The organism is Mesorhizobium cantuariense, assembly GCF_042647205.1.
Classification (GTDB): domain Bacteria; phylum Pseudomonadota; class Alphaproteobacteria; order Rhizobiales; family Rhizobiaceae; genus Mesorhizobium; species Mesorhizobium cantuariense.
The window spans coordinates 1,364,701-1,382,433 of sequence record NZ_JBHRVD010000001.1; the positions used below are offsets into that span (position 1 = coordinate 1,364,701).

The window sequence follows — 17,733 nt, forward strand, 5'->3', positions numbered from 1 at the left end:
GCGCCCCCTACCGCCACGCCACAGCGAATACGGCGATCCCCGCGATCACACCAGCTATCATCGCCAGCGCGTAATGGGTCACGACGCCGCTCTGGAGCCGCCGCAGCGCCCCGCCGCCGAGCAGGATCGCGCGAGCGACGGCGTTCACGAAGGCGTCCACGCCGTGGAGATCGATCCGCAGTCCTGCCCGTGCCATCCCGTGCAGAAAGGGCAGCGCCGCGGTCTCGGACACATCGCTCACCGCCTTCTCGTAGCGCGCCAGCGGTTTTTCGGCGAGCCACATGAAGTGCCGCGCGCCAGTGCGATAGAACCAGTCGGTATCGATGCTGATCGTATTCTCGGGGTCAAGTGCCCTGAGGAACATGACGAAGCCCAAGGCGGTGAACATCAGTACGCCAAGGCTCTCTGTGACATGGACGCCGGTGTAGGGTTCGAAGTCGACCGGATAGGGCAGAAGCGCGTAGAGCGTCTGGGGGAACACCCCGATCGCAATGCAGAGCACCGCTGCCATGCCCATCGCAACCAGCATGTTGCGCGGCGGTTCTCGCGCTTCCAGCCCTTGGTCCGTGCCGAAGAACATGTAGTACGGGAGCTTGAGCCCGGTGTGCAGGAACGTCCCTGACGACGCCATCGTCAGCGCCAGCACCACCAGCGCGCGATGATCCTGTCCGGCGGCGGCCACCACCATCGACTTGGTGACGAAGCCTGAGAAAAACGGGAATGCCGAGATCGCGAAGGCGCCAACCATGTAGAGCGCAAGGGTTACCGGCATGGTTTTGTAGAGCCCTCCGAGTTCGGTGAGCTTGCGCCGCCCGGTGACGTGGATCACCGCCCCCGCGCCCATGAAGAGGAGTGCCTTGTAGAGGATATGCGCGAAGGCATGGCTGACGGCGCCGTTCACCGCCATCTCGGTCCCGATGCCGATGCCCACCACCATGTAGCCCACCTGGCTGACGATGTGATAGGCCAAGAGCCGCCGGCAATCGTTCTCCAGCACCGCGTAGATAACGCCGTAAAGCGCCATCACAGTGCCGAGCCAGACAAGAAGATCGGTCCCCGGAAACGCCCGCGCCAGCACATAGACGGCGGTCTTCGTGGTGAAGGCGCTCATGAATACGGCCCCGGTGACGGTCGCTTCCGGGTAGGCGTCGGTCAGCCAGGCGTTGAGTGGCGGCACCGCGGCGTTGAGCATGAACCCGGCAAGGATCAGGTAGGTGGCGAAGCCCAGCCCCCCCTCGATCGGGCCGAAGAGCAACGAACCGGTGGCGAACCCATGGAGAATGATGCCGCCGAGCAGGGCAACGCTGCCGGTGATATGGACCATGAGGTAGCGGAACCCTGCGCGGAACGCCTGCTCACTGCGCTGGGCAAAGACCAGGTAGGCAGAGGCAAACGTCATACCCTCCCAGAACAGGAAGAGTGTCAGGTAGTCGCCGGCGAACACTACCCCGAGCGCGCTGCCGACGTAGACGAATGCCGCCACATGCTGTCCTGCGTGCGTCAGATGCAAGGCATAGACCATGCCGATCAATGCCATGATGCTGAAAACGGTGGCGAAGAGGATGCTTAGCTTGTCGACCTTCGCCATAATGATTTCCTGCCCGATGAACCGCGCCGCGCCGTAGCCGCCAGGATGCATCGTGAGCACGGCCAGGATCGCCAGCGTTGGGATCAGCAGCACATAGGCCTTGCGGACAGACCCCTTTAGGAAGGGGATCGGAAGCGCGCCGAGAATGAACAATAGGCCGGGATGGACGAACTCAGTCATAATAGTCCTCGCGCCGCATCAGCCCGCACTGATGGCCAAAAAACTTGGATACGAAGATCAGAAGCACGCAGGAGCCGAAGCCGTAGAGGGCAGACCAGCCAGGCAGTCGCTCCCACAGGTATTCGGCGTGTTCGCGGAAGACCAGAAAGTCGGCGATGACGATCAGGACGAGTACCAGATAGAATAGCCGGCGACGCCTTTTCGCATGTCTCTCATCGCCAAAGAAATCAACGACGCGCTTGATCATCTGACGACTCTCTCCGCCAGGGCAAGGAAATAGTCCGGGAAGATGCCCATCGCCACCGACAGGATGGCTGTCGCGACCAGCGGGATCGTCAACATCGGAATTTCACGAACGGTCGCCGGGCTCTCCTGCGCCTCCGTCCCGAAGAAAGCGACATAGCTGACCGGTAGGAAATAGGCGGCGTTCAGAACCGAACTTACCAAGAGTACGATAAGGAACGGGATCTCCCCGGCCTCCACCGAGCCGAGCGCCAGATACCACTTGCTGATAAAGCCCGCAGTCGGCGGCACCCCGATCATGCTGAGCGAGCCGACGAAGAACGCCCCCATCGTCCAGGGCAGCCTGCGGCCGATGCCGGCCATATCGCTGATGTTCCGCTTGCCAGACGCGCAATAGATCGACCCGGCGCAGAAAAAGAGCGTGATCTTCGAGAATGCATGCGCCGCGATGTGGATGATCCCGCCAACCATCGCGACGGGCGACAGCAGAACCGCGCCCAGCACGATGTAGGAGAGTTGGCTGACCGTCGAATAGGCGAGCCGCGCCTTCAGGTCGTCCCGCGTCAGGGCGTAGATGGACGCCATCAGGATCGTGAACGAGACCACATAGGCCGTAGCGATGCCGAGCCCCAGCCCGCCCACCAGCCCTGCGCCGAAGACGTGGAACACGACGCGCAGCACGCAGAACACACCCATTTTGACGACGGCGACCGCATGCAAGAGCGCGCTAACCGGTGTCGGCGCCACCATCGCGGCAGGCAGCCAGGCGTGCATAGGCATCACCGCGGCCTTGGCGAAGCCGAAGAGATAGCAGAAATAGACGACGGTCAGCAGCGGCGCCGAGGCGTCGACCCCCGCCAGCAGCCCCCCCGGCACAAAGTCGAGCGACCCCGCAATCTGGTAAGTCAACGCCAGCGCGGCCAGAAGCACGCTTTTCGACGCGCCCATCAAATAGACAAGGTACTTGCGGCTGCCCGTCCATCCCTCCTCGTCCTCGTGATGGTAGACAAGCGGATAGGTAACGAGGCTCAGCACCTCGTAGAAGATCACCAACGTGAACAGATTGGCGGCAAAGGCGCCCCCGGCGGCTGCCGCGAGGCTGGCGGCGAAGCAGGCGAAGAACCGGGTCTGCGCATGCTCATTCAAGTGCCGCATGTAGCCGATGGAATAGATCGACGCCACGATCCACAGCAGCGACGAGACGGTGGCAAACACCATGCCGAGCGCATCGACCCGGAAAGCGAAGTCGATCCCCGGCAGAATCTCGAACAGGCGCAAATCGACTGTCCCGCCCGCCAGCACCGTGGGCGCCATTGAGGCGACAATTGCGAACATGGCGATCGCGGCCAACGGCGAGACGACATCGCGGAGTTTCTCGCGGTTGTTTAGAAGGAGAACTGCAAGGGCCGCCAGACCTGCGACGGCAACGGCAAGCAGCGGCCGGATCGATATCACCGGGTCCAAGCCGCTATCCTTTCATCATGGTCACTTCGTCGACCTTGAGGGTGGACTTGTTCCTCGTGAGGGCGACCAAGATGCCGAGGGCGACGGCAACCTCCGCTGCAGTGATTGCGATGACGAAGATGGCGAAAATCTGCCCGCGGAAGTCGTCGTAGTAATGCCCGAAAGCGATGAAATTGATGTTGACCGAGTTGAGCAGCAGTTCCAGCGACATCAGCACGACCAGGATATTGCGCCTGAGCAGTACGCCCGCCGCTCCGATCACGAACAGGACCACTCCGAGCACGATATACCACCAGAGCGGCACCATCACTCCGGCTCCTTCCGCGCTAGCACGATGGCGCCTACCAGGGCCGCCAGCAGGATGACGGAGGCGACTTCAAACGGCAGGAGATAGTCGGCGAAAAGCGTCGTGCTGAGCTGCCTGACCTCACCGCCGGTGCGCGTTGCGACGGGCTCCGCGACCGAAAAGCGGTCGCTCCTGAGCACCAGTACAAGCATCTCGACCCCAAGCAGGACGAGTAGCACCAGAGCAGGCAGGTTGCTGCCCGGCAAGAACCGCTGCAACACCGCTTCGCGCACATCAATCATCATGATCACGAATAGGAACAGGACCATGATCGCGCCGACATAGACGAAAATTTGGATGACCGCGAGCAACGGCGCCTCGAGCAAGACGAAGATCGCCGATATCTGTAGGAAACATGCCATCAGCGCCAATGCACTGTGAACAGGATTGCGCGCCAGGACCAAGGTCAGTGCCGTGACCACGGACGCCGCAGCGAACAGAAGAAAGAACCCCTGATCCATCGACGCCGCTCCTCCGATGCGAACTGTCACTCGGCGCGACAGGGCCGGACTTGAGATAGCTGTCCACTTCCGTTCACAAATTGTGCCCTAGTATCGGATTTTTCACAAGATTATCGCGGCTTGGTGCTGCGCTAAACTCACTACTCATATTTGAGAGAGAAGCGCGCCAGCTCAATTTCCGGGTTGCCTCGGAAGAGTTGGGTGTCGCTCAGGGTGCTGTTGCCCGACAAACACTAGGCTTGGAAGAGGCGCTGACATCAAACGGTTTGCCAGGCAGTGTGGGCGCTCATCGCGCGGCAGCGGCGCACCTTCGTCGTTCAATCCGATCGGCGTGAACGTCGCGCCAGCCTTTGCTTGCATTCGCACAAGTCCATTGCGGCGAGGCCGTACGGAACAATAAGGGAAGATTTCTGATTCAGGCTCACGAAAAAGCCAATGAAATCAAGTTTCTTGTCACGTCCTCCGGGCCTATCATCACCATTGATTTTGCAACGAAAAAATGTACTAGTTGGAGCGGTGACGGTACTTTTCGAGACAGCTTGGGCACGCCGTCGAACGCCGCAAAGTGCAAAAATCGCCCGATTGGTCCCGATAGTTGGTGAAACCTCAAAATATTTTTTTGCGCCGATTTCCCTTTGAAATCAAAAGCGTAACTTTTTGACGGACCATGAGTCGGCTTTCAGTGCAGCAAGAAAGAAAAAACCCAGCTAGATCAATGATCTAGCTGGGCTGAAAACAATCGAGTGGGAATGATTCGGGCCCATCCGAAAATACGCTATGGTACGCCACAAAGCATTGAAGTAAATCCGTTCGTTGGCGTTCGGCATCTATCTGCATGTAGAGTTTGACGCCGACGCCACGTCCAACGGACCTCTGGCATACTGCCGGCACGAATCTTTCAAGTACCGTCGGGGTCGGTGAGGCTCGTGACGGTACTTTTTCGCCTTAAACGGTTGAAGATAAAAGAGTATCCCTGCCACGGGCCGATGCGCGGAAAGCCGCGCTGTGACCGGCGGGTGTCACCGCTTTCCTACGCCGTTGTACTCGCCTTTTTTCTGCGCCGATTGGTGTGCGACTGCGCGACGGCCATTTGCAACTCGGGTGTGATCTCCAACGGCGCATTCTCTGCCCCATGTGGATTCTGCAGCCCCTGGACATGGACGGTCGGAAATGGGAGTTCGATGCCCTGCTCCTTGAAGACTTGGCGCAGCCGCACATAGAATTTGCGTTTCATACCGAAGGCGCCTCCGGGTCTGGTCATGGCCTTGACCCTCAGTACGATGCCGTACTCACCGAATTCCTGTACGCCCTGCATCTTGATCGGGTCGAGCACCCAATTTTTGAACTCGGGATCTTCCGCCAGTTCGAGGCCGATCCGCTTGATCAGCTTGCGTGCGAAGTCGATATCGGTGTCATAGCCGACGGTGATGTTGAATTTGTCGATAACCCAGTCCCGGCTCTGGTTCTGGACTGCCCCGAGTTCACCGAACGGTATCGTGAACAGCGGACCACGATGGTGGCGCAGCTTCACCGAGCGCAGCGAAAAGCTTTCCACGGTACCCTTGTAATTGCCCGAGGAAATATATTCGCCGACACGAAACGCATCATCGAGCAGAAAAAACACGCCTGAAATGACGTCCTTGACGACGGTTTGTGCGCCAAAACCCACGGCGACACCGACGACGCCGGCGCCGGCGATCAGTGGGCCGATCTGGATACCCATTGAGGCGAGCATCATCAGCACCGCCATCACGATGATCAATGCGAGCAGCATGTTCTGGAGGATCGGCAAGAGCGTGCGCAGCCGCGCCTGCTGCGGATCGAGGACCGGGACGTCCTCGTCGCTGATTACCGCGTGTGGTGTTTCGATGCCCAGCTTTCGTTCGATCAACGCCTTGATGATCGACCAGCCGAAATCGGCTGCGAGGGCAATGACCATTACATTGATCAAGCCGCGCAATATGAACGTCGCGGTCGCATTGCCCTCCTGCATTGACTGCATGTTCAGGCCCCAGACACGCGCGAGAAAGTAAGCCGCCGCCAGGATCAAAACCATCCGGATTCCGCGATCGATGACAGCGATCGTCACCGCCGGGATCGTAGGCCGGCCGACTTCTTCCGAACCCGGCCGCAGGACGAAATTAACCCCGCGCTGCGTCAGCACGATTGCCAAAGGCAGGAAGAATGCGGCGAAGGTAAACCAGAAGAATGTATAAAGGCCAGCGTTGCGCTGCAGGAACAGAACGACGAAATAAGCAGTCAACAACCATGTCGCTTCCGTATGGCCGCCATGGCGCACACCGTCTCGCTGCGTTCTTGGCCGGCGCCAGATGGCAAGCAGCAAGAGCACCAGCAGTACGATATCGGCGCCAAGTGCCAGGACCATCATTCCGTCCGGATCGATGCCGAGACCCGGCAAGAGGATGAACGCGGCGCCGAAGAAGGCGAAGACGCCGACGATCCGGGGTAGCCAATAGGACCAATGGTCAGCCGTCTCGTTGGTGATCGGCAAAGCACGAACCTCGACGGCGTTCTCGACGTTCATGAAGGAAGGGACGAGCGTGGCCATCACGTATAGGCGCACACCCCATGTAACGACCGCCGCCATCAGAAATGTCAGGACAATCTCGCGGATCAGCATTGGCCAGTCGAACAACATGAACGCGCCGGCACTGCCCAGTGCGAACGAGACGATCAGCATGCTGGAATAAAGCGCGCGACCACCAATCTTCTTGGCTCGCCCGATGGGCGTATCCTTCGGTTGCGCGATAACCCAAAGACGAAATGGACGGGTGAGCCTGTACGTTGCCCAAGTGAGCGCCAGGCCTGCAGCGATGAACATCGCAATCAGCATAAATACGCCTGCAGACCCCTTGCTGGACATATCCTCCATGGTCTCTGCCCGAACGCGCGCGAACTGGCCTGGCAGCAGGGGCAAAGTTTGGACGATTCTTTCGATATGATGCCTGATCCGATCGAGCGTCGAGGATGCCATCGTATTCATCTGGCCTGGTGCCGCCGCAGCGCCGGACGATGCGTCGGCCGGCGAAGCTCCTGCCTCGGTCGGCGCTCCCGTTGACCCGGCGTTCTGATTTCGTTGTTCGGCCACCCAGGCCTTCACTGACGCATCGTCGAGAAGCTCGAATAGTTGTTTGACCCTTTCAGGCGGGACGGTCGCCGGCGCCGGCGCCTGCGCCTGCGCCTGCGCCGGACCGGCCAACAAGAGGGCGATCCCAAAGACAAGCGGCCTGGCAATCAGGACAAACATCGCCGTCAGACCGCCGAGACGTCGTGCCGGGTTCCTGGCTCCCAATCGTCGAATCATGAGTGGCATCGTGCTGTTAACCTTCGGGTTAAATCGGCAAGCAACGACTTCTATGTCCGTCGTTGCCCTACCTTGAAGAAACCGATGTTCCGGCGCAAGGCGTCATCGTTGCGAGCCAGACCGTTGCGCCGGGTACTTGGCGTTGGCGGTGTTTATTTAGCCGCCGGGGGCAGGGCATTCCGACCTTGGCCTAGGCTTCCAGCCGTTCTATGAACTGGGCATCCGTGATGCAGAACGCCTGGCACCAGATCCCAGGCCACCGACCGGCTCGGCGACTATCTGTCAGAACTCTATCTCCAGTATTTCTCGCATCGCAATTCGGAATATGCGAGCTACATAGGCGGGGCGGCGCGCCTTGTCCTGGAGCGCATCGGCAATTCGAACGCCCTCTATCACAACATCGAGCATACGCTGATGGTTACGCTCGCTGGCCAGCAGATCATCCGCGGCCGGCTGCTTTCGGAATCCCTGACCCCCGATGACTGGCTGCATTATACCTGCGCGCTGCTGGTCCACGACATTGGCATGGTGCACGGCGTGTGCCAGGGCGACACCGAGGACAGCTTCGTCATTAACGAGGCCGGCGACCGCTATACGCCACCGCGCGGCGCCTCCGACGCGGTCCTTGCGCCCTATCATATCGAGCGCGCCAAGATGTATGCGCGCCAACGTTTTGCTTCCTCGAAGTTCATCAACGAGGAGCGCATTGTCGAGGCGATCGAGATGACGCGCTTTCCGGTACCGAACGATCCGACCAGGTCACCAACACCGAGCCGGCGCTGGTCAGGGCTGCGGATCTGATCGGCCAGCTCGCTGATCCCTTCTACCACCGCAAGCTGCCGGCGCTGTTTGCCGAGTTCTCCGAGATCGGGATGGTGGAAAAGCTCGGCTGCAAGACCGCCGCCGATCTCGGCGCCATCTTCACCGATTTCTTCACGCTGCAGGTCGAGCCCTATATCGGCGACGCGATCCGCTATCTGGAGCTGACGACGGAAGGCAAGCAGTGGATCGCAAACCTCCACAGCAACCTCTTCCAGTCCGGGCATCGCCCGGCCAGGATCGGGCCGTTCCCCGGCGTGTTGCAGCCGACCTCGGCGAGCCTTTCCATGATAACTTAAGAGCCGAGGATTGTTTCCTTTTCCGCCGGTGCCAAGCAGGCTACGGACCTCCCGGCAAGCGACGCGCCGTCCGAGGCGGTCCAGCCTGGACGCCCAGCCCTATGCAAATGCGGCGAGATGGCGGTCAGGCCGCGACTGCTAAGCGAAATTCCAGCGCTAGTCGATATGACCGACCCTATGCCGACATTCCGAGCGTCTGCACCAGGTGCTGGGCTCACCCATCAGGGCGGGAGCCGCCACATTCGCACACGACCTGCACCACGCAGTTCCGTTTCCTCGAGCGGGTCGCAAGCAAATTTTGGTCCGAGCAGTTGGCGAGTTGCATCGGAAATACGGATTTCATCGGGCTCCGCGGACGTTTGAATACGTGAGGCGAGATTAACCGTCTCGCCCCACAGGTCATAGGCGAACCTCCTTTTGCCTATGACGCCAGCGACGATTGGTCCCGAGTGAATTCCAATTCTCAGTCTTATCGGTTCTCCCGCGAAGCGTTCGCGCTTGACCGCCCTCCGCAGTTCAAGTGCATAGCGCGCAAGGGCTTCTGCATGATCGGATCGCGCGGTGGGCAGGCCAGCGACCACCATCACACAATCGCCGATTGTCTTGATCTTTTCGCAGCCGTGTCGTTCCGAGAGCCGATCCGCCGCCTTGAAGAAGTAATTTAAAATAGCGAGCGTCGTTACGGCTCCGACGCTCCGCGCTCTTTCGGTAAAACCGACGATGTCGGCAAAAAGCACACTCACCTCCGCGTGGTTGTCTGCAATTTTTTTGTGCGCTTTCAACCGCTCCGCGATCGACGCCGGAAGAATGTTGAGGAGCAGGGATTCGGCGCGCTGGTATTCACGCGACAATCCCTCCTGGCTCTTCCTCAACGCCTCGTTCGTCGATTGTAATTTCTCGTTGAGTTGACGCTCCCTCTCTTGCAGGAGCGTCATTTCATAAGCCTTCTGTTGAAGCCGCTGCTTGTTGTCGCGTTCGGCAGTGGCGTCAAGAAAGAGCAGCCACACGCAGTTGTCGTCAGCAAAAAGATGAAGGTCCGCGACACGCCCGCTGGGCAGTTCGACCATAGCCATATGATATGGAAGCTCCTGGCAAGGCAGCAGACCTTCCATGAATTCAAGCTGATCGGTAACAGGCTTACCGATGCGAAGGGATGAGAGCCCGTAATGTTCAACGTTACCGCCCTTCGCCGCTATGCGAAGCTGGGCGTCAATTTTCACATATGCGATAGAGTGCTCGTTGTAGAAGAAATTGTAAATCCAGTTTCCGACTTCTCTTGGCAATCTATGCATGGTCTATTTGGTGACCATCGAAGCAAGTTGAAGAAACGCATCATCGACATGCTCACCAGAAAGCGCACTTGTCAGATAGATTTTCCATCCACGTTGCCTCAGTTCGTCAACCTCACTATCTGGTATTACCCACCGATCGGCCAGATCGGATTTGTTGAACAGCAATACAAACGGCATAGCACCGAATTCGGCCTCGACCCGCTCGCGCAGCGTGAGCGCGGCGGCAAGAGTAGCGGCGCGGGTTCCATCGACGACAAGCACGAGCCCTGTCGCACCTCGCACATGGCTGACGCGGAATGAGCCGATATCGTCTTCGCCGGCCAAATCCCACAAAATCAGATCCACTGTTTTGTCCGGGAGTGCGACACTCTTCTTGTCGATTTTCACTCCCACCGTGGTCAAGTAGGTTTCTGAAAAGATGCTTTTCACAAACCTGCGAACCAGGCTCGTCTTTCCGACAGAGAACCCGCCCAACATACAGATCTTTTTTTGCAACATCTTGGGCTCCGCCTAGTCCAGGTTTACCGTAACCGAAACCCGGCGATTGGTGGAGCTACCAGTTTGACTATTTTCAGGCACCGCCGGTTCAAAGGTGCCCGCGCCCCGAACCAGCAGCAGTTCCGGAGCGACGCCGCGCTTGTTGAGAAGCGCACGAACTGTCTCGGCGCGGGCGGCGCTGATCGACGCGTTGGCCGTCTCACGGCCCGTGGTGTCCGAATGGCCGGTCAACATGAACCGCGCTGTTACGCCTGACTTGCGGGCATTTTGGGCGAATTCCTTTATTTGATCCGCCAATCTGTCGAGAACCGGCGTCTGCTCTGGTCCCGGCACAACTTTGCCGGAAGAGAAGAAAATATCGGTCGTCTGGATGGCCTCTCTCAAATGATTGAGTTCTGCAAGGTCCAGCTCACGCAGCTGCGAGACATCCAGAACCACTCCGTCTGCCGAAAGTTGTTCGGCGGCGGCCTGCGCCCGGTTGATCCAGGTGGCAGGAGCCTCACCCACGACAACGATGCGACCCTGGATGATCGAAAGCCGGACCGATTTCGGCGGGGTCAGCGACGCCGTCAGCCGCTTCACCACGAACTTCGGATCAAGGCTCTGATAGAATTGCCACTGTGAATGAACGCGGGCAGGATCAACCTCCGTTCCGGACAGCAGAGCTTGCGGGTCGGCGGCAAGCGGGTCTCTCAGGCCGGAAATGTAGAAATGCCCGCCTCTCGCCGTTTGTTGGGCGACGATGATTCCCGGTTGGGCCTCAAGTCGCGACACATAATACTGCCAGTGCTCCGCCGCGCGTGCTTCGGGGCTCACATCACGAACCTTGGAGATGTCGAATTCCGGTCCGCCTGCCGAAAGCTGTCGGGCCGCTGCGCGCGCCCGATCTATCCAGGTGTCGGGAGCCTCGCCCTCGGCAACGATGCGATCATTGACGATCGAAAGTCGTACTGTATCCGGCGGATACAGCGACGCCGTCAGCCGCTTCAACACGAACTCCGGCTCAAGGCTTTGATAGGATTGCCACTGTGAATGAACCCGGGCGGGATCGACCTGCGTTCCAGACAACAGCGATTGCGGGTCGGCGCCAAGCGGGTCTCTCAGGCCGGAAATATAGAATTGGCCGTCGCGTATCTTTTGTTCTGCAACGATGATGCCCGGCTGGGTCCCCAGCCGCGACACATAGGCCTGCCAGCGCTCCGCCTCGAGTACTTCAGGGCTTACGTCACGAACCCTGGAAATATCGAAGACCGGCCCGCCTGCCGAAAGCTGCTGGGCCGCTGCGCGCGCCCGATCTATCCAGGTGTCGGGAGCCTCACCTTCGGCAACGATGCGATCATTGTCGATCGATAGTCGTACTGAATCCGGCGGAGCCAGCGAAGCCGTCAGCCGCTTCAGCACGAACTCCGGTTCAAGGCTCTGATAGAATTGCCACTGCGAATGAACCTGGGCGGGATCGACCTGCGTTCCAGACAACAGCGACTGCGGGTCGGCGGCAAGCGGATCTCTCAGGCCGGCAATATAGAATTGGCCATCGCGTACCTGTTGTTCGGCAACGATGATGCCCGGCTGGGCCTCCAGTCGCGACACGTAAGCCTGCCAGCGCGACACGTAAGCTTGCCAGCGCTGCGCTGATTGCCAGGAAAGAAAGTACCAACCGCCTGCCAGACTCAAAAGCAGCAGGGCAACGGCCGCCACCAGCCACGGAAATCCCTCGTTTGATTCCTCCTGCTTGAGCTCGACGCAGGTCTGCAACTGCGCCTCTACGCTGGCCAACTGCGAACCGTCGCCGTCAAACTGCTCTAAAGCCTGTGAGCTTTCCTCATGGATGCGAAGCAATACATCGCGAACTATTTCATGCAATTCCTCTGGCGGATTTCCCCGGATCACCGAAACCAGGGTCGCAAATGGTCCAACTTCCGACCAGAGACGAAGGTCGCCAAAACGGATTGTGTCCAGGCCGCTCTGCTCTTTCTCGTTAAACGAGTCCTTCACAAAATCCTGAATTGCACTAAGCATCGAAGAGATGAGTTGAGGATCTTCGCTCGTTGCATTATCGGCGGTTACATGCGCTATCAAAAGACCGGAGTTGCGGTGAATGAGAAAGGCGTGCTCTATACGATAGACAAGAGAGTGCTTAAGAACAACTTCAGAAAAGCTTGCTCCTGTTCTCCAAGCTTCAAATCTCCACTTGAGCCCATGCCAGGTAAATATATGTCTTAAAGTTTCGTTCAGCGACTGAAAGGTCTGGTCGATCTTTTCCCCGATCGACTTGCGAATTGCCGGCAGAAACACCGGGTATAATATATCCGTCAGTGTGCGCGGGCTCTTCTGGATTGACCGTTGCACAGCCCTTTCGACAGCTGGCGCAAGCGCCTCGCCGAGCTGCGCATGAGGCGCTCGCGCGGCCGCACTGGGAAGAATGTCGCCCACTGCTGCCGCAAGCTGCTCGGGTTCGTCCAGCAGATGCGTAACTCGTGAAAGCTCCGAAATTTCGCGGCTGACCAGCAACTGGCGCAGCGTTTCCATGCGAGGATCGGCGGTTGGAACTCCGTCGAAACGCGCGCGATAGTCCGGATCAACGTTCCGGGCAATTTCGATCAAAAGACGAGCCAGAGCCTCGCGATCAATCTCTGTATCGTTCGAGGCTGTTCTTTGCGGGAGGCTGATTGGGTCGACGGTTGACGTCAAGGTCCCATCAACTCACTTTCCAGCTACGTTCCGAGTTGCCCTTGCTGCCGACGGGATCCTGATTCAGACATTTTGCAACCTCGACAAACAGGCCGGCCAAAAGATTTCGGTCGGTCTTGACGTTGCTGAGATCGGCAAACATTTTCTCTATCAGCATCTGAACGCCTTCATTCTTCTGCTTGATTTCCTCACGCAGCAAATGATCGTTTCGATTTATCCGGTCCGAAACGTCGCGCTCAAGCGCGCTCAATTGATCCGACAACGCGCGCACCTGCTTTTCAAGTGCCTGGTTTTGCTCGCGAAGATTCCGGTCGATCTCCTTGTCGGCATCGGCTCGTGAATCTTTTTCGTTCCGCAATTGCGCCGCAAGCGAATCGACTTGCTTCTTTGCATTTGACTCGTACATGTCAAGATTGCGCTTGGCTTCGGATTCGACATCCTTGAAGCGCTGCAGCACCCGTTCTTCAAGCTTGGAAAAACGGCGGTCATAGTCCTGCATCTGGTTGCCGAACAGCAGATCACGTATCTTGTCGACACCTACGGCGTCGCCAGCCCCCCCGTTCTCGCGAGCCTGGGCCGCCATGAAGTTCAGCCCGCTTCCTTCTGCATTACCTATCAGATTTGCGTCCGCCTTATTTGCGGAAGAAGCGGTACTCGAAGTGCTCGAAGATTCCTTAGCCATCCTTATGCCCCTCTATTTGAACACCTGTCACAGTGCAGAAACCCATAAACAGGCAAACATGTCAGCAAAATACCCGGCCCGCAAGCCGGACTTTTGGCCTATGCCGATTTCGTGCGTCCCTTTTACATCTCTTGGACTGGCAGCAAAAGCACGAGTGCCGATTGGTGTCGCTCTCGCACCTCTTTGTGATAGCAGCCATAACCGGCTAATCTAATCGACCATTGGACGCAATCTACGATCGAAATGAGTAATACAATGTCAGGATACAGCTACTGGAGTGAAATTAAGTAACGTAGTTTTCATTAGAAACAGCTAAATTAGCTATTCCGGCGGCCAGCATACTGTCTCGCGCCCGGCTGTATACTGCGGCCATCAGCCCCCGATGGGGGGCTCAACAGTAGAAGGAGGGTCTTCTTTCGCACGAAGAATGGCTGTTCGAGAATGCACCTCGGAATCGAGGCGTTTCGGTCGATAGGAGGGGAGCGATAGTCCCAATAGCTGCAGTCATTCACACCAAAGCTTCAGTGGGCTTGCTTTGGTGCGCCCCCGATTGCAAAGGACGTCAGTTTGCCATAGCTAGGTGCCAGGGACCGCAGCTTGTGGTCATGGTGCCGATTTCGGGGATCGACATAAGTATGCGGTATGCTTGGCTTTGACGTGCATCTGCGACAGCTGGCGCGCAAGCTCGGCGGCACGGATGCGAATGCTGCGCCAGGCTTCCAACATCGGTAGCACGACAGGAGCAAGCTCGCACTGCAGCCAAATGGCGGCGTCGCGACGGCTCGGACGAGTCCGCAGGAGACTGTTTGGACGCAGCGTCCTCGAGGACCGTTTCCTTTGGCAGGAGATCGCCGGCTATGTCTCGGGACCCTTGCTCTATCTTCGAACCAGGCGCGGGTAAGACGGCGTGGCGCATAATCCATTGGTTTCAATCGTGGTTCCTGCGCACAACGCGGAGGTAACGCTGGCGCGCGCACTCGATTGCCTTCTCGATCAGGAAATCGTGGATTGGGAGGCGATCGTCGTCGACGACGCCTCCACGGACCGCACCCCCGCGATCATCGCCGGCTATGTGGAACAAGATACCCGATTTCGGACGTTGAGTTCTTGCGCGTATAGTCCCGCCGGCGCGCGCAATAGCGGAATTTCGACGGCGCGCGGCCACTGGCTGATGTTCCTGGATGCCGACGATTGGGTGGATGCCAGCTTCCTTACGAAAATGCTGGCCGCACTGAAAACCGCTCCCGATGCGGTGGCCGCCTATTGCGGTTCTCAGCGCGTGATGCCCGATGGCGAACTTATCCCGTCGAGCATCTCACCAGAGGTTGCGATCCAGCCCTTTGAAACATTCGCCCGCCAGTGTGCCATCGCCACTCACGCGCTGCTGGTCGACCGGGCGACAATCGTCGAGTTGGGCGGTTTCGATGTGTCGCTGCGCACCTGCGAGGACTGGGATCTGTGGCAGCGCCTCGCACGTCTAGGCAAAAATTGGGTGATGGTCGACGAGCCGCTCGCTTTCTATCGGGTCAGCCCCAACGCGCTCTCCCGCAATTCGACGCAGATGCTGGCAGACGCGGAAATCGTGATCGCCCGCGGCTTTTCTCCTGATCCCAGGGTCAAACACCCAGGATCGGCTCACGCCAATGGAGCGATCGAGGCGATCGGCCGCACCGCTTCCGAAGCACTCGCGTGGTTCGCATTGTGGAATGCCGCGTCGGATTGCGGCGGCGGCTCGGGCTCGATAAACCCGCAGTCCCTGCGCGCGCTCCCGGCAGGACGCAAGTGGGCGCGTGAGATCGCCAAGGTGGCCTTCGATGGCCTCATGGTAGGAAGCCTATCGGTGCCAGCGCAATTGGCTGCCAGGTGGGACAGGTTCGGCGGCGCCCTCACCGAGTTGATCATCGAACTCGGCAAGGTCTGGGGCGATCCGGTCGCGGGTCGTCGCGTCCAGTATCATCTTGACCAAATGCTTCTCGATGCCGACGATCTTGCCGCGCCGCGCAGGCTGGCGCGGACACTCGGAATTCGCGTCGACGCTCGAAATCCAACCTCGACTGAGCTTCCGGAAGGGATCGATCAAATCTATGCCTACCTGATGATGGATGGCCAGATCGAAGCCGTCGTGCAGTTCGGCGTACTGGGGACAGTGACAAGGGATCATTGGATTGAACTGATCGCACCGCAAAAGGACGCCGGTGCCGACACGTCAAACACGCTTGCAGCCGAGGCACTGTTGACCACCGCGGAGCGCCGGCCTGATCCGGACAGCCACTTCGGCAAACTCGAGCGATTGGCAGCGCAAGCGCGGGAGCTGGTTCGGTCGAGCGCCGAACCAGCGGAGCCTCCTGTGGCGCCGCGCCGCGCACGGGCCAGGCACGACAAGGATCGCACGTCATTCTGGAATGGCTATTTCGCGACCGAGGATCCCTGGAACTACGGTTCGTCCTATGAGCAGGAAAAATATGAGCGGCAGCTCGAGATTCTGCCTGCCGGTCCCATCGGACGGGCGCTTGAGCTGGCCTGCGCGGAGGGCCACTTCACGCGGCAGCTGGCGCCGCGAGTGGGCCATTTGACCGCAACCGACATCTCCGCCATAGCCATCGGACGGGCTCGCGCGCGATGCGGCGATCAGCCGAATATTGAATTCGGCGTACTGGATTTCTCCGCCGACACGCTGCCGGGTGAGATGGATCTGATCTTCTGTTCGGAAGTGCTCTACTACCTGGATGATCTCGCCGAGTTGCGGCGCATTACCCAAAAATTCGCTGAGGCGTTGGCGCCTGGCGGCAGTTTCATCAGCGCACACGCATTCGTGTTGCGTGACAATGTCGACAGGACGGGCTTCGACTGGAATACATTCGGTGCACAAGCGATCTCCGAGACGCTGGCGGCGACCGAAGGCCTCGTCCTCGAGCAATCGATCCGGACCGAGCTCTACCGCATAGACCGCTTCCGCCGCCTGTCACCTGGCGAGGTGGCGACGGAACCGGTGATAGATCATGTGCCGATCCGCGCGCCCATCGGAATCGGGGTCGCGCGAAATATCGTCTGGGGCGGGGCGCGGGCCTTGCGCCACGACGTCGCGCGTACCGAGCGGCGGCAACGTATCCCTGTCCTCATGTATCACAGCATCGCTGATGATGGTCCGACCGCGCTCGCCCGTTTCCGGCTCACGCCCGCCGCATTCGCCAGCCAGATGGCATGGCTGCGCGCCAATGGCTTTCACGCGATCATGTCCGAGCAACTGGAACGGTCCATCGCCAACCGTCAGCCTTTCGCTGGCCGCCCAGTGCTCATCACCTTCGATGACGGCTTCCAGAATTTTGCCGACCATGCCTGGCCGACCTTGCGCGCGAACGACCTGACCGCGGAAGTGTTCCTGGTGACGGACCTGGTGGGTGAAAGTGCAAAGTGGGACGCCGTCAGCGGTCCGCCGACGCGGCTTATGGACGCCGGAACGGTGCGACGTCTCGCCGCCGAAGGTGCGTTCTTCGGAAGCCATCTGGCGACGCATCGCGCGATCGATGGTCTGTCGAGCTCTGATTTGGCCGCCGAGCTGCTGCGCTCTCGTATGTTCATCGAACGGTGGACCGGTCGGCCAACCTCGGCGTTCGCGGCACCCTTCTCTGTCACCGACCGACGGCTCGGCAGGCTGGCCAAGGAGTCTGGCTATCGGATCGGCTTCGGCGGCAGACACGGGCCGGCGGACCTTAATTGCGATCCCATCGATCTTCCGCGCATCGAGATTCGCGGGGATCGCTCGCTCGATGACTTTGTCGCCACCGTCGAGGCCGTGCTCGAATGAACGGTGAGATCGACAAGCGCGAGCTTATCGAGCGGGCAAA

At 59.2% G+C, this 17,733-nt stretch carries 13 protein-coding genes and 1 pseudogene; 3 read left to right on the forward strand and 11 right to left on the reverse strand.

The window, feature by feature from the left end; genetic code table 11:
• Positions 1–7: 7 nt before the first annotated feature.
• From ACFOJ9_RS06470 to ACFOJ9_RS06495, 6 genes are all read right to left on the reverse strand, one after another.
• Entirely contained in the window at positions 8–1,768 is a 1,761-nt protein-coding gene (locus ACFOJ9_RS06470) for a Na(+)/H(+) antiporter subunit D (RefSeq protein WP_378977765.1), read from the reverse strand.
• Entirely contained in the window at positions 1,761–2,015 is a 255-nt protein-coding gene (locus ACFOJ9_RS06475; RefSeq protein ID WP_120018874.1) for a hypothetical protein, read from the reverse strand. Before ACFOJ9_RS06475 ends, ACFOJ9_RS06470 begins: the two co-directional genes overlap by 8 nt.
• On the reverse strand, positions 2,012–3,475 hold the full coding sequence (locus tag ACFOJ9_RS06480; RefSeq protein ID WP_378977768.1) for a monovalent cation/H+ antiporter subunit D family protein: 1,464 nt from the start codon (positions 3,473–3,475) through the stop codon (positions 2,012–2,014). The genes ACFOJ9_RS06475 and ACFOJ9_RS06480 overlap by 4 nt, the downstream gene beginning before the upstream one ends.
• A gap of 4 nt (positions 3,476–3,479) precedes the next feature.
• Positions 3,480–3,782, reverse strand: coding sequence for an NADH-quinone oxidoreductase subunit NuoK (gene nuoK, locus ACFOJ9_RS06485; protein ID WP_378977770.1), 303 nt, complete (start codon positions 3,780–3,782; stop codon positions 3,480–3,482).
• Positions 3,782–4,282, reverse strand: coding sequence for an NADH-quinone oxidoreductase subunit J (locus ACFOJ9_RS06490; protein WP_378977772.1), 501 nt, complete (start codon positions 4,280–4,282; stop codon positions 3,782–3,784). The genes nuoK and ACFOJ9_RS06490 overlap by 1 nt, the downstream gene beginning before the upstream one ends.
• A 1,030-nt stretch (positions 4,283–5,312) precedes the next feature.
• A complete protein-coding gene (locus ACFOJ9_RS06495; protein ID WP_449288656.1) occupies positions 5,313–7,550 on the reverse strand; it encodes a mechanosensitive ion channel family protein in 2,238 nt (745 codons plus the stop codon).
• A gap of 471 nt (positions 7,551–8,021) precedes the next feature.
• Between ACFOJ9_RS06495 and ACFOJ9_RS06500 the strand changes: the two genes are divergently transcribed.
• Together ACFOJ9_RS06500 and ACFOJ9_RS06505 are read left to right on the forward strand one after the other, a co-directional pair.
• Positions 8,022–8,408, forward strand: coding sequence for a hypothetical protein (locus ACFOJ9_RS06500; RefSeq protein ID WP_378977776.1), 387 nt, complete (start codon positions 8,022–8,024; stop codon positions 8,406–8,408).
• Between the two features lie 71 nt (positions 8,409–8,479).
• Entirely contained in the window at positions 8,480–8,725 is a 246-nt protein-coding gene (locus ACFOJ9_RS06505) for a hypothetical protein (protein WP_378977778.1), read from the forward strand.
• Between the two features lie 221 nt (positions 8,726–8,946).
• On the opposite strand, the gene ACFOJ9_RS06510 is transcribed toward ACFOJ9_RS06505, so the two are convergent.
• From ACFOJ9_RS06510 to ACFOJ9_RS06530, 5 genes and pseudogenes are all read right to left on the reverse strand, one after another.
• Positions 8,947–10,017: an adenylate/guanylate cyclase domain-containing protein gene (locus ACFOJ9_RS06510; protein ID WP_378977780.1), complete on the reverse strand. Its 1,071-nt coding sequence runs from the start codon at positions 10,015–10,017 to the stop codon at positions 8,947–8,949.
• Positions 10,018–10,020: 3 nt separating this feature from the next.
• Positions 10,021–10,515, reverse strand: coding sequence for a Rab family GTPase (locus tag ACFOJ9_RS06515; RefSeq protein ID WP_378977782.1), 495 nt, complete (start codon positions 10,513–10,515; stop codon positions 10,021–10,023).
• Positions 10,516–10,527: 12 nt separating this feature from the next.
• A complete protein-coding gene (locus ACFOJ9_RS06520) occupies positions 10,528–13,206 on the reverse strand; it encodes an OmpA family protein (protein ID WP_378977784.1) in 2,679 nt (892 codons plus the stop codon).
• A 7-nt stretch (positions 13,207–13,213) separates the two neighbouring features.
• Positions 13,214–13,888, reverse strand: a complete 675-nt coding sequence (locus ACFOJ9_RS06525) for a hypothetical protein (protein ID WP_378977786.1) — start codon at positions 13,886–13,888, stop codon at positions 13,214–13,216.
• Between the two features lie 595 nt (positions 13,889–14,483).
• Positions 14,484–14,635, reverse strand: a pseudogene (locus ACFOJ9_RS06530) (IS110 family transposase); the annotation flags it as partial.
• A gap of 160 nt (positions 14,636–14,795) precedes the next feature.
• Here ACFOJ9_RS06530 and ACFOJ9_RS06535 point away from each other — a divergent pair.
• Positions 14,796–17,693 (forward strand): glycosyltransferase, encoded by a 2,898-nt coding sequence (locus tag ACFOJ9_RS06535; RefSeq protein WP_378977788.1) that lies wholly within the window; start codon positions 14,796–14,798, stop codon positions 17,691–17,693.
• The last annotated feature ends 40 nt before the right edge of the window (positions 17,694–17,733 follow it).

Bases quoted from the DNA above. Each gene is read 5' to 3' on its own strand.
- ACFOJ9_RS06470 (WP_378977765.1), bottom strand. From the start codon at position 1,768: ATGACTGAGTTCGTCCATCCCGGCCTATTGTTCATTCTCGGCGCGCTT.
- ACFOJ9_RS06475 (WP_120018874.1), bottom strand. From the start codon at position 2,015: ATGATCAAGCGCGTCGTTGATTTCTTTGGCGATGAGAGACATGCGAAA.
- nuoK (WP_378977770.1), bottom strand. From the start codon at position 3,782: ATGGTGCCGCTCTGGTGGTATATCGTGCTCGGAGTGGTCCTGTTCGTG.
- ACFOJ9_RS06490 (WP_378977772.1), bottom strand. From the start codon at position 4,282: ATGGATCAGGGGTTCTTTCTTCTGTTCGCTGCGGCGTCCGTGGTCACG.
- ACFOJ9_RS06495 (WP_449288656.1), bottom strand. From the start codon at position 7,550: ATGTTTGTCCTGATTGCCAGGCCGCTTGTCTTTGGGATCGCCCTCTTG.
- ACFOJ9_RS06500 (WP_378977776.1), top strand. From the start codon at position 8,022: ATGGTTACGCTCGCTGGCCAGCAGATCATCCGCGGCCGGCTGCTTTCG.
- ACFOJ9_RS06505 (WP_378977778.1), top strand. From the start codon at position 8,480: ATGGTGGAAAAGCTCGGCTGCAAGACCGCCGCCGATCTCGGCGCCATC.
- ACFOJ9_RS06510 (WP_378977780.1), bottom strand. From the start codon at position 10,017: ATGCATAGATTGCCAAGAGAAGTCGGAAACTGGATTTACAATTTCTTC.
- ACFOJ9_RS06515 (WP_378977782.1), bottom strand. From the start codon at position 10,515: ATGTTGCAAAAAAAGATCTGTATGTTGGGCGGGTTCTCTGTCGGAAAG.
- ACFOJ9_RS06525 (WP_378977786.1), bottom strand. From the start codon at position 13,888: ATGGCTAAGGAATCTTCGAGCACTTCGAGTACCGCTTCTTCCGCAAAT.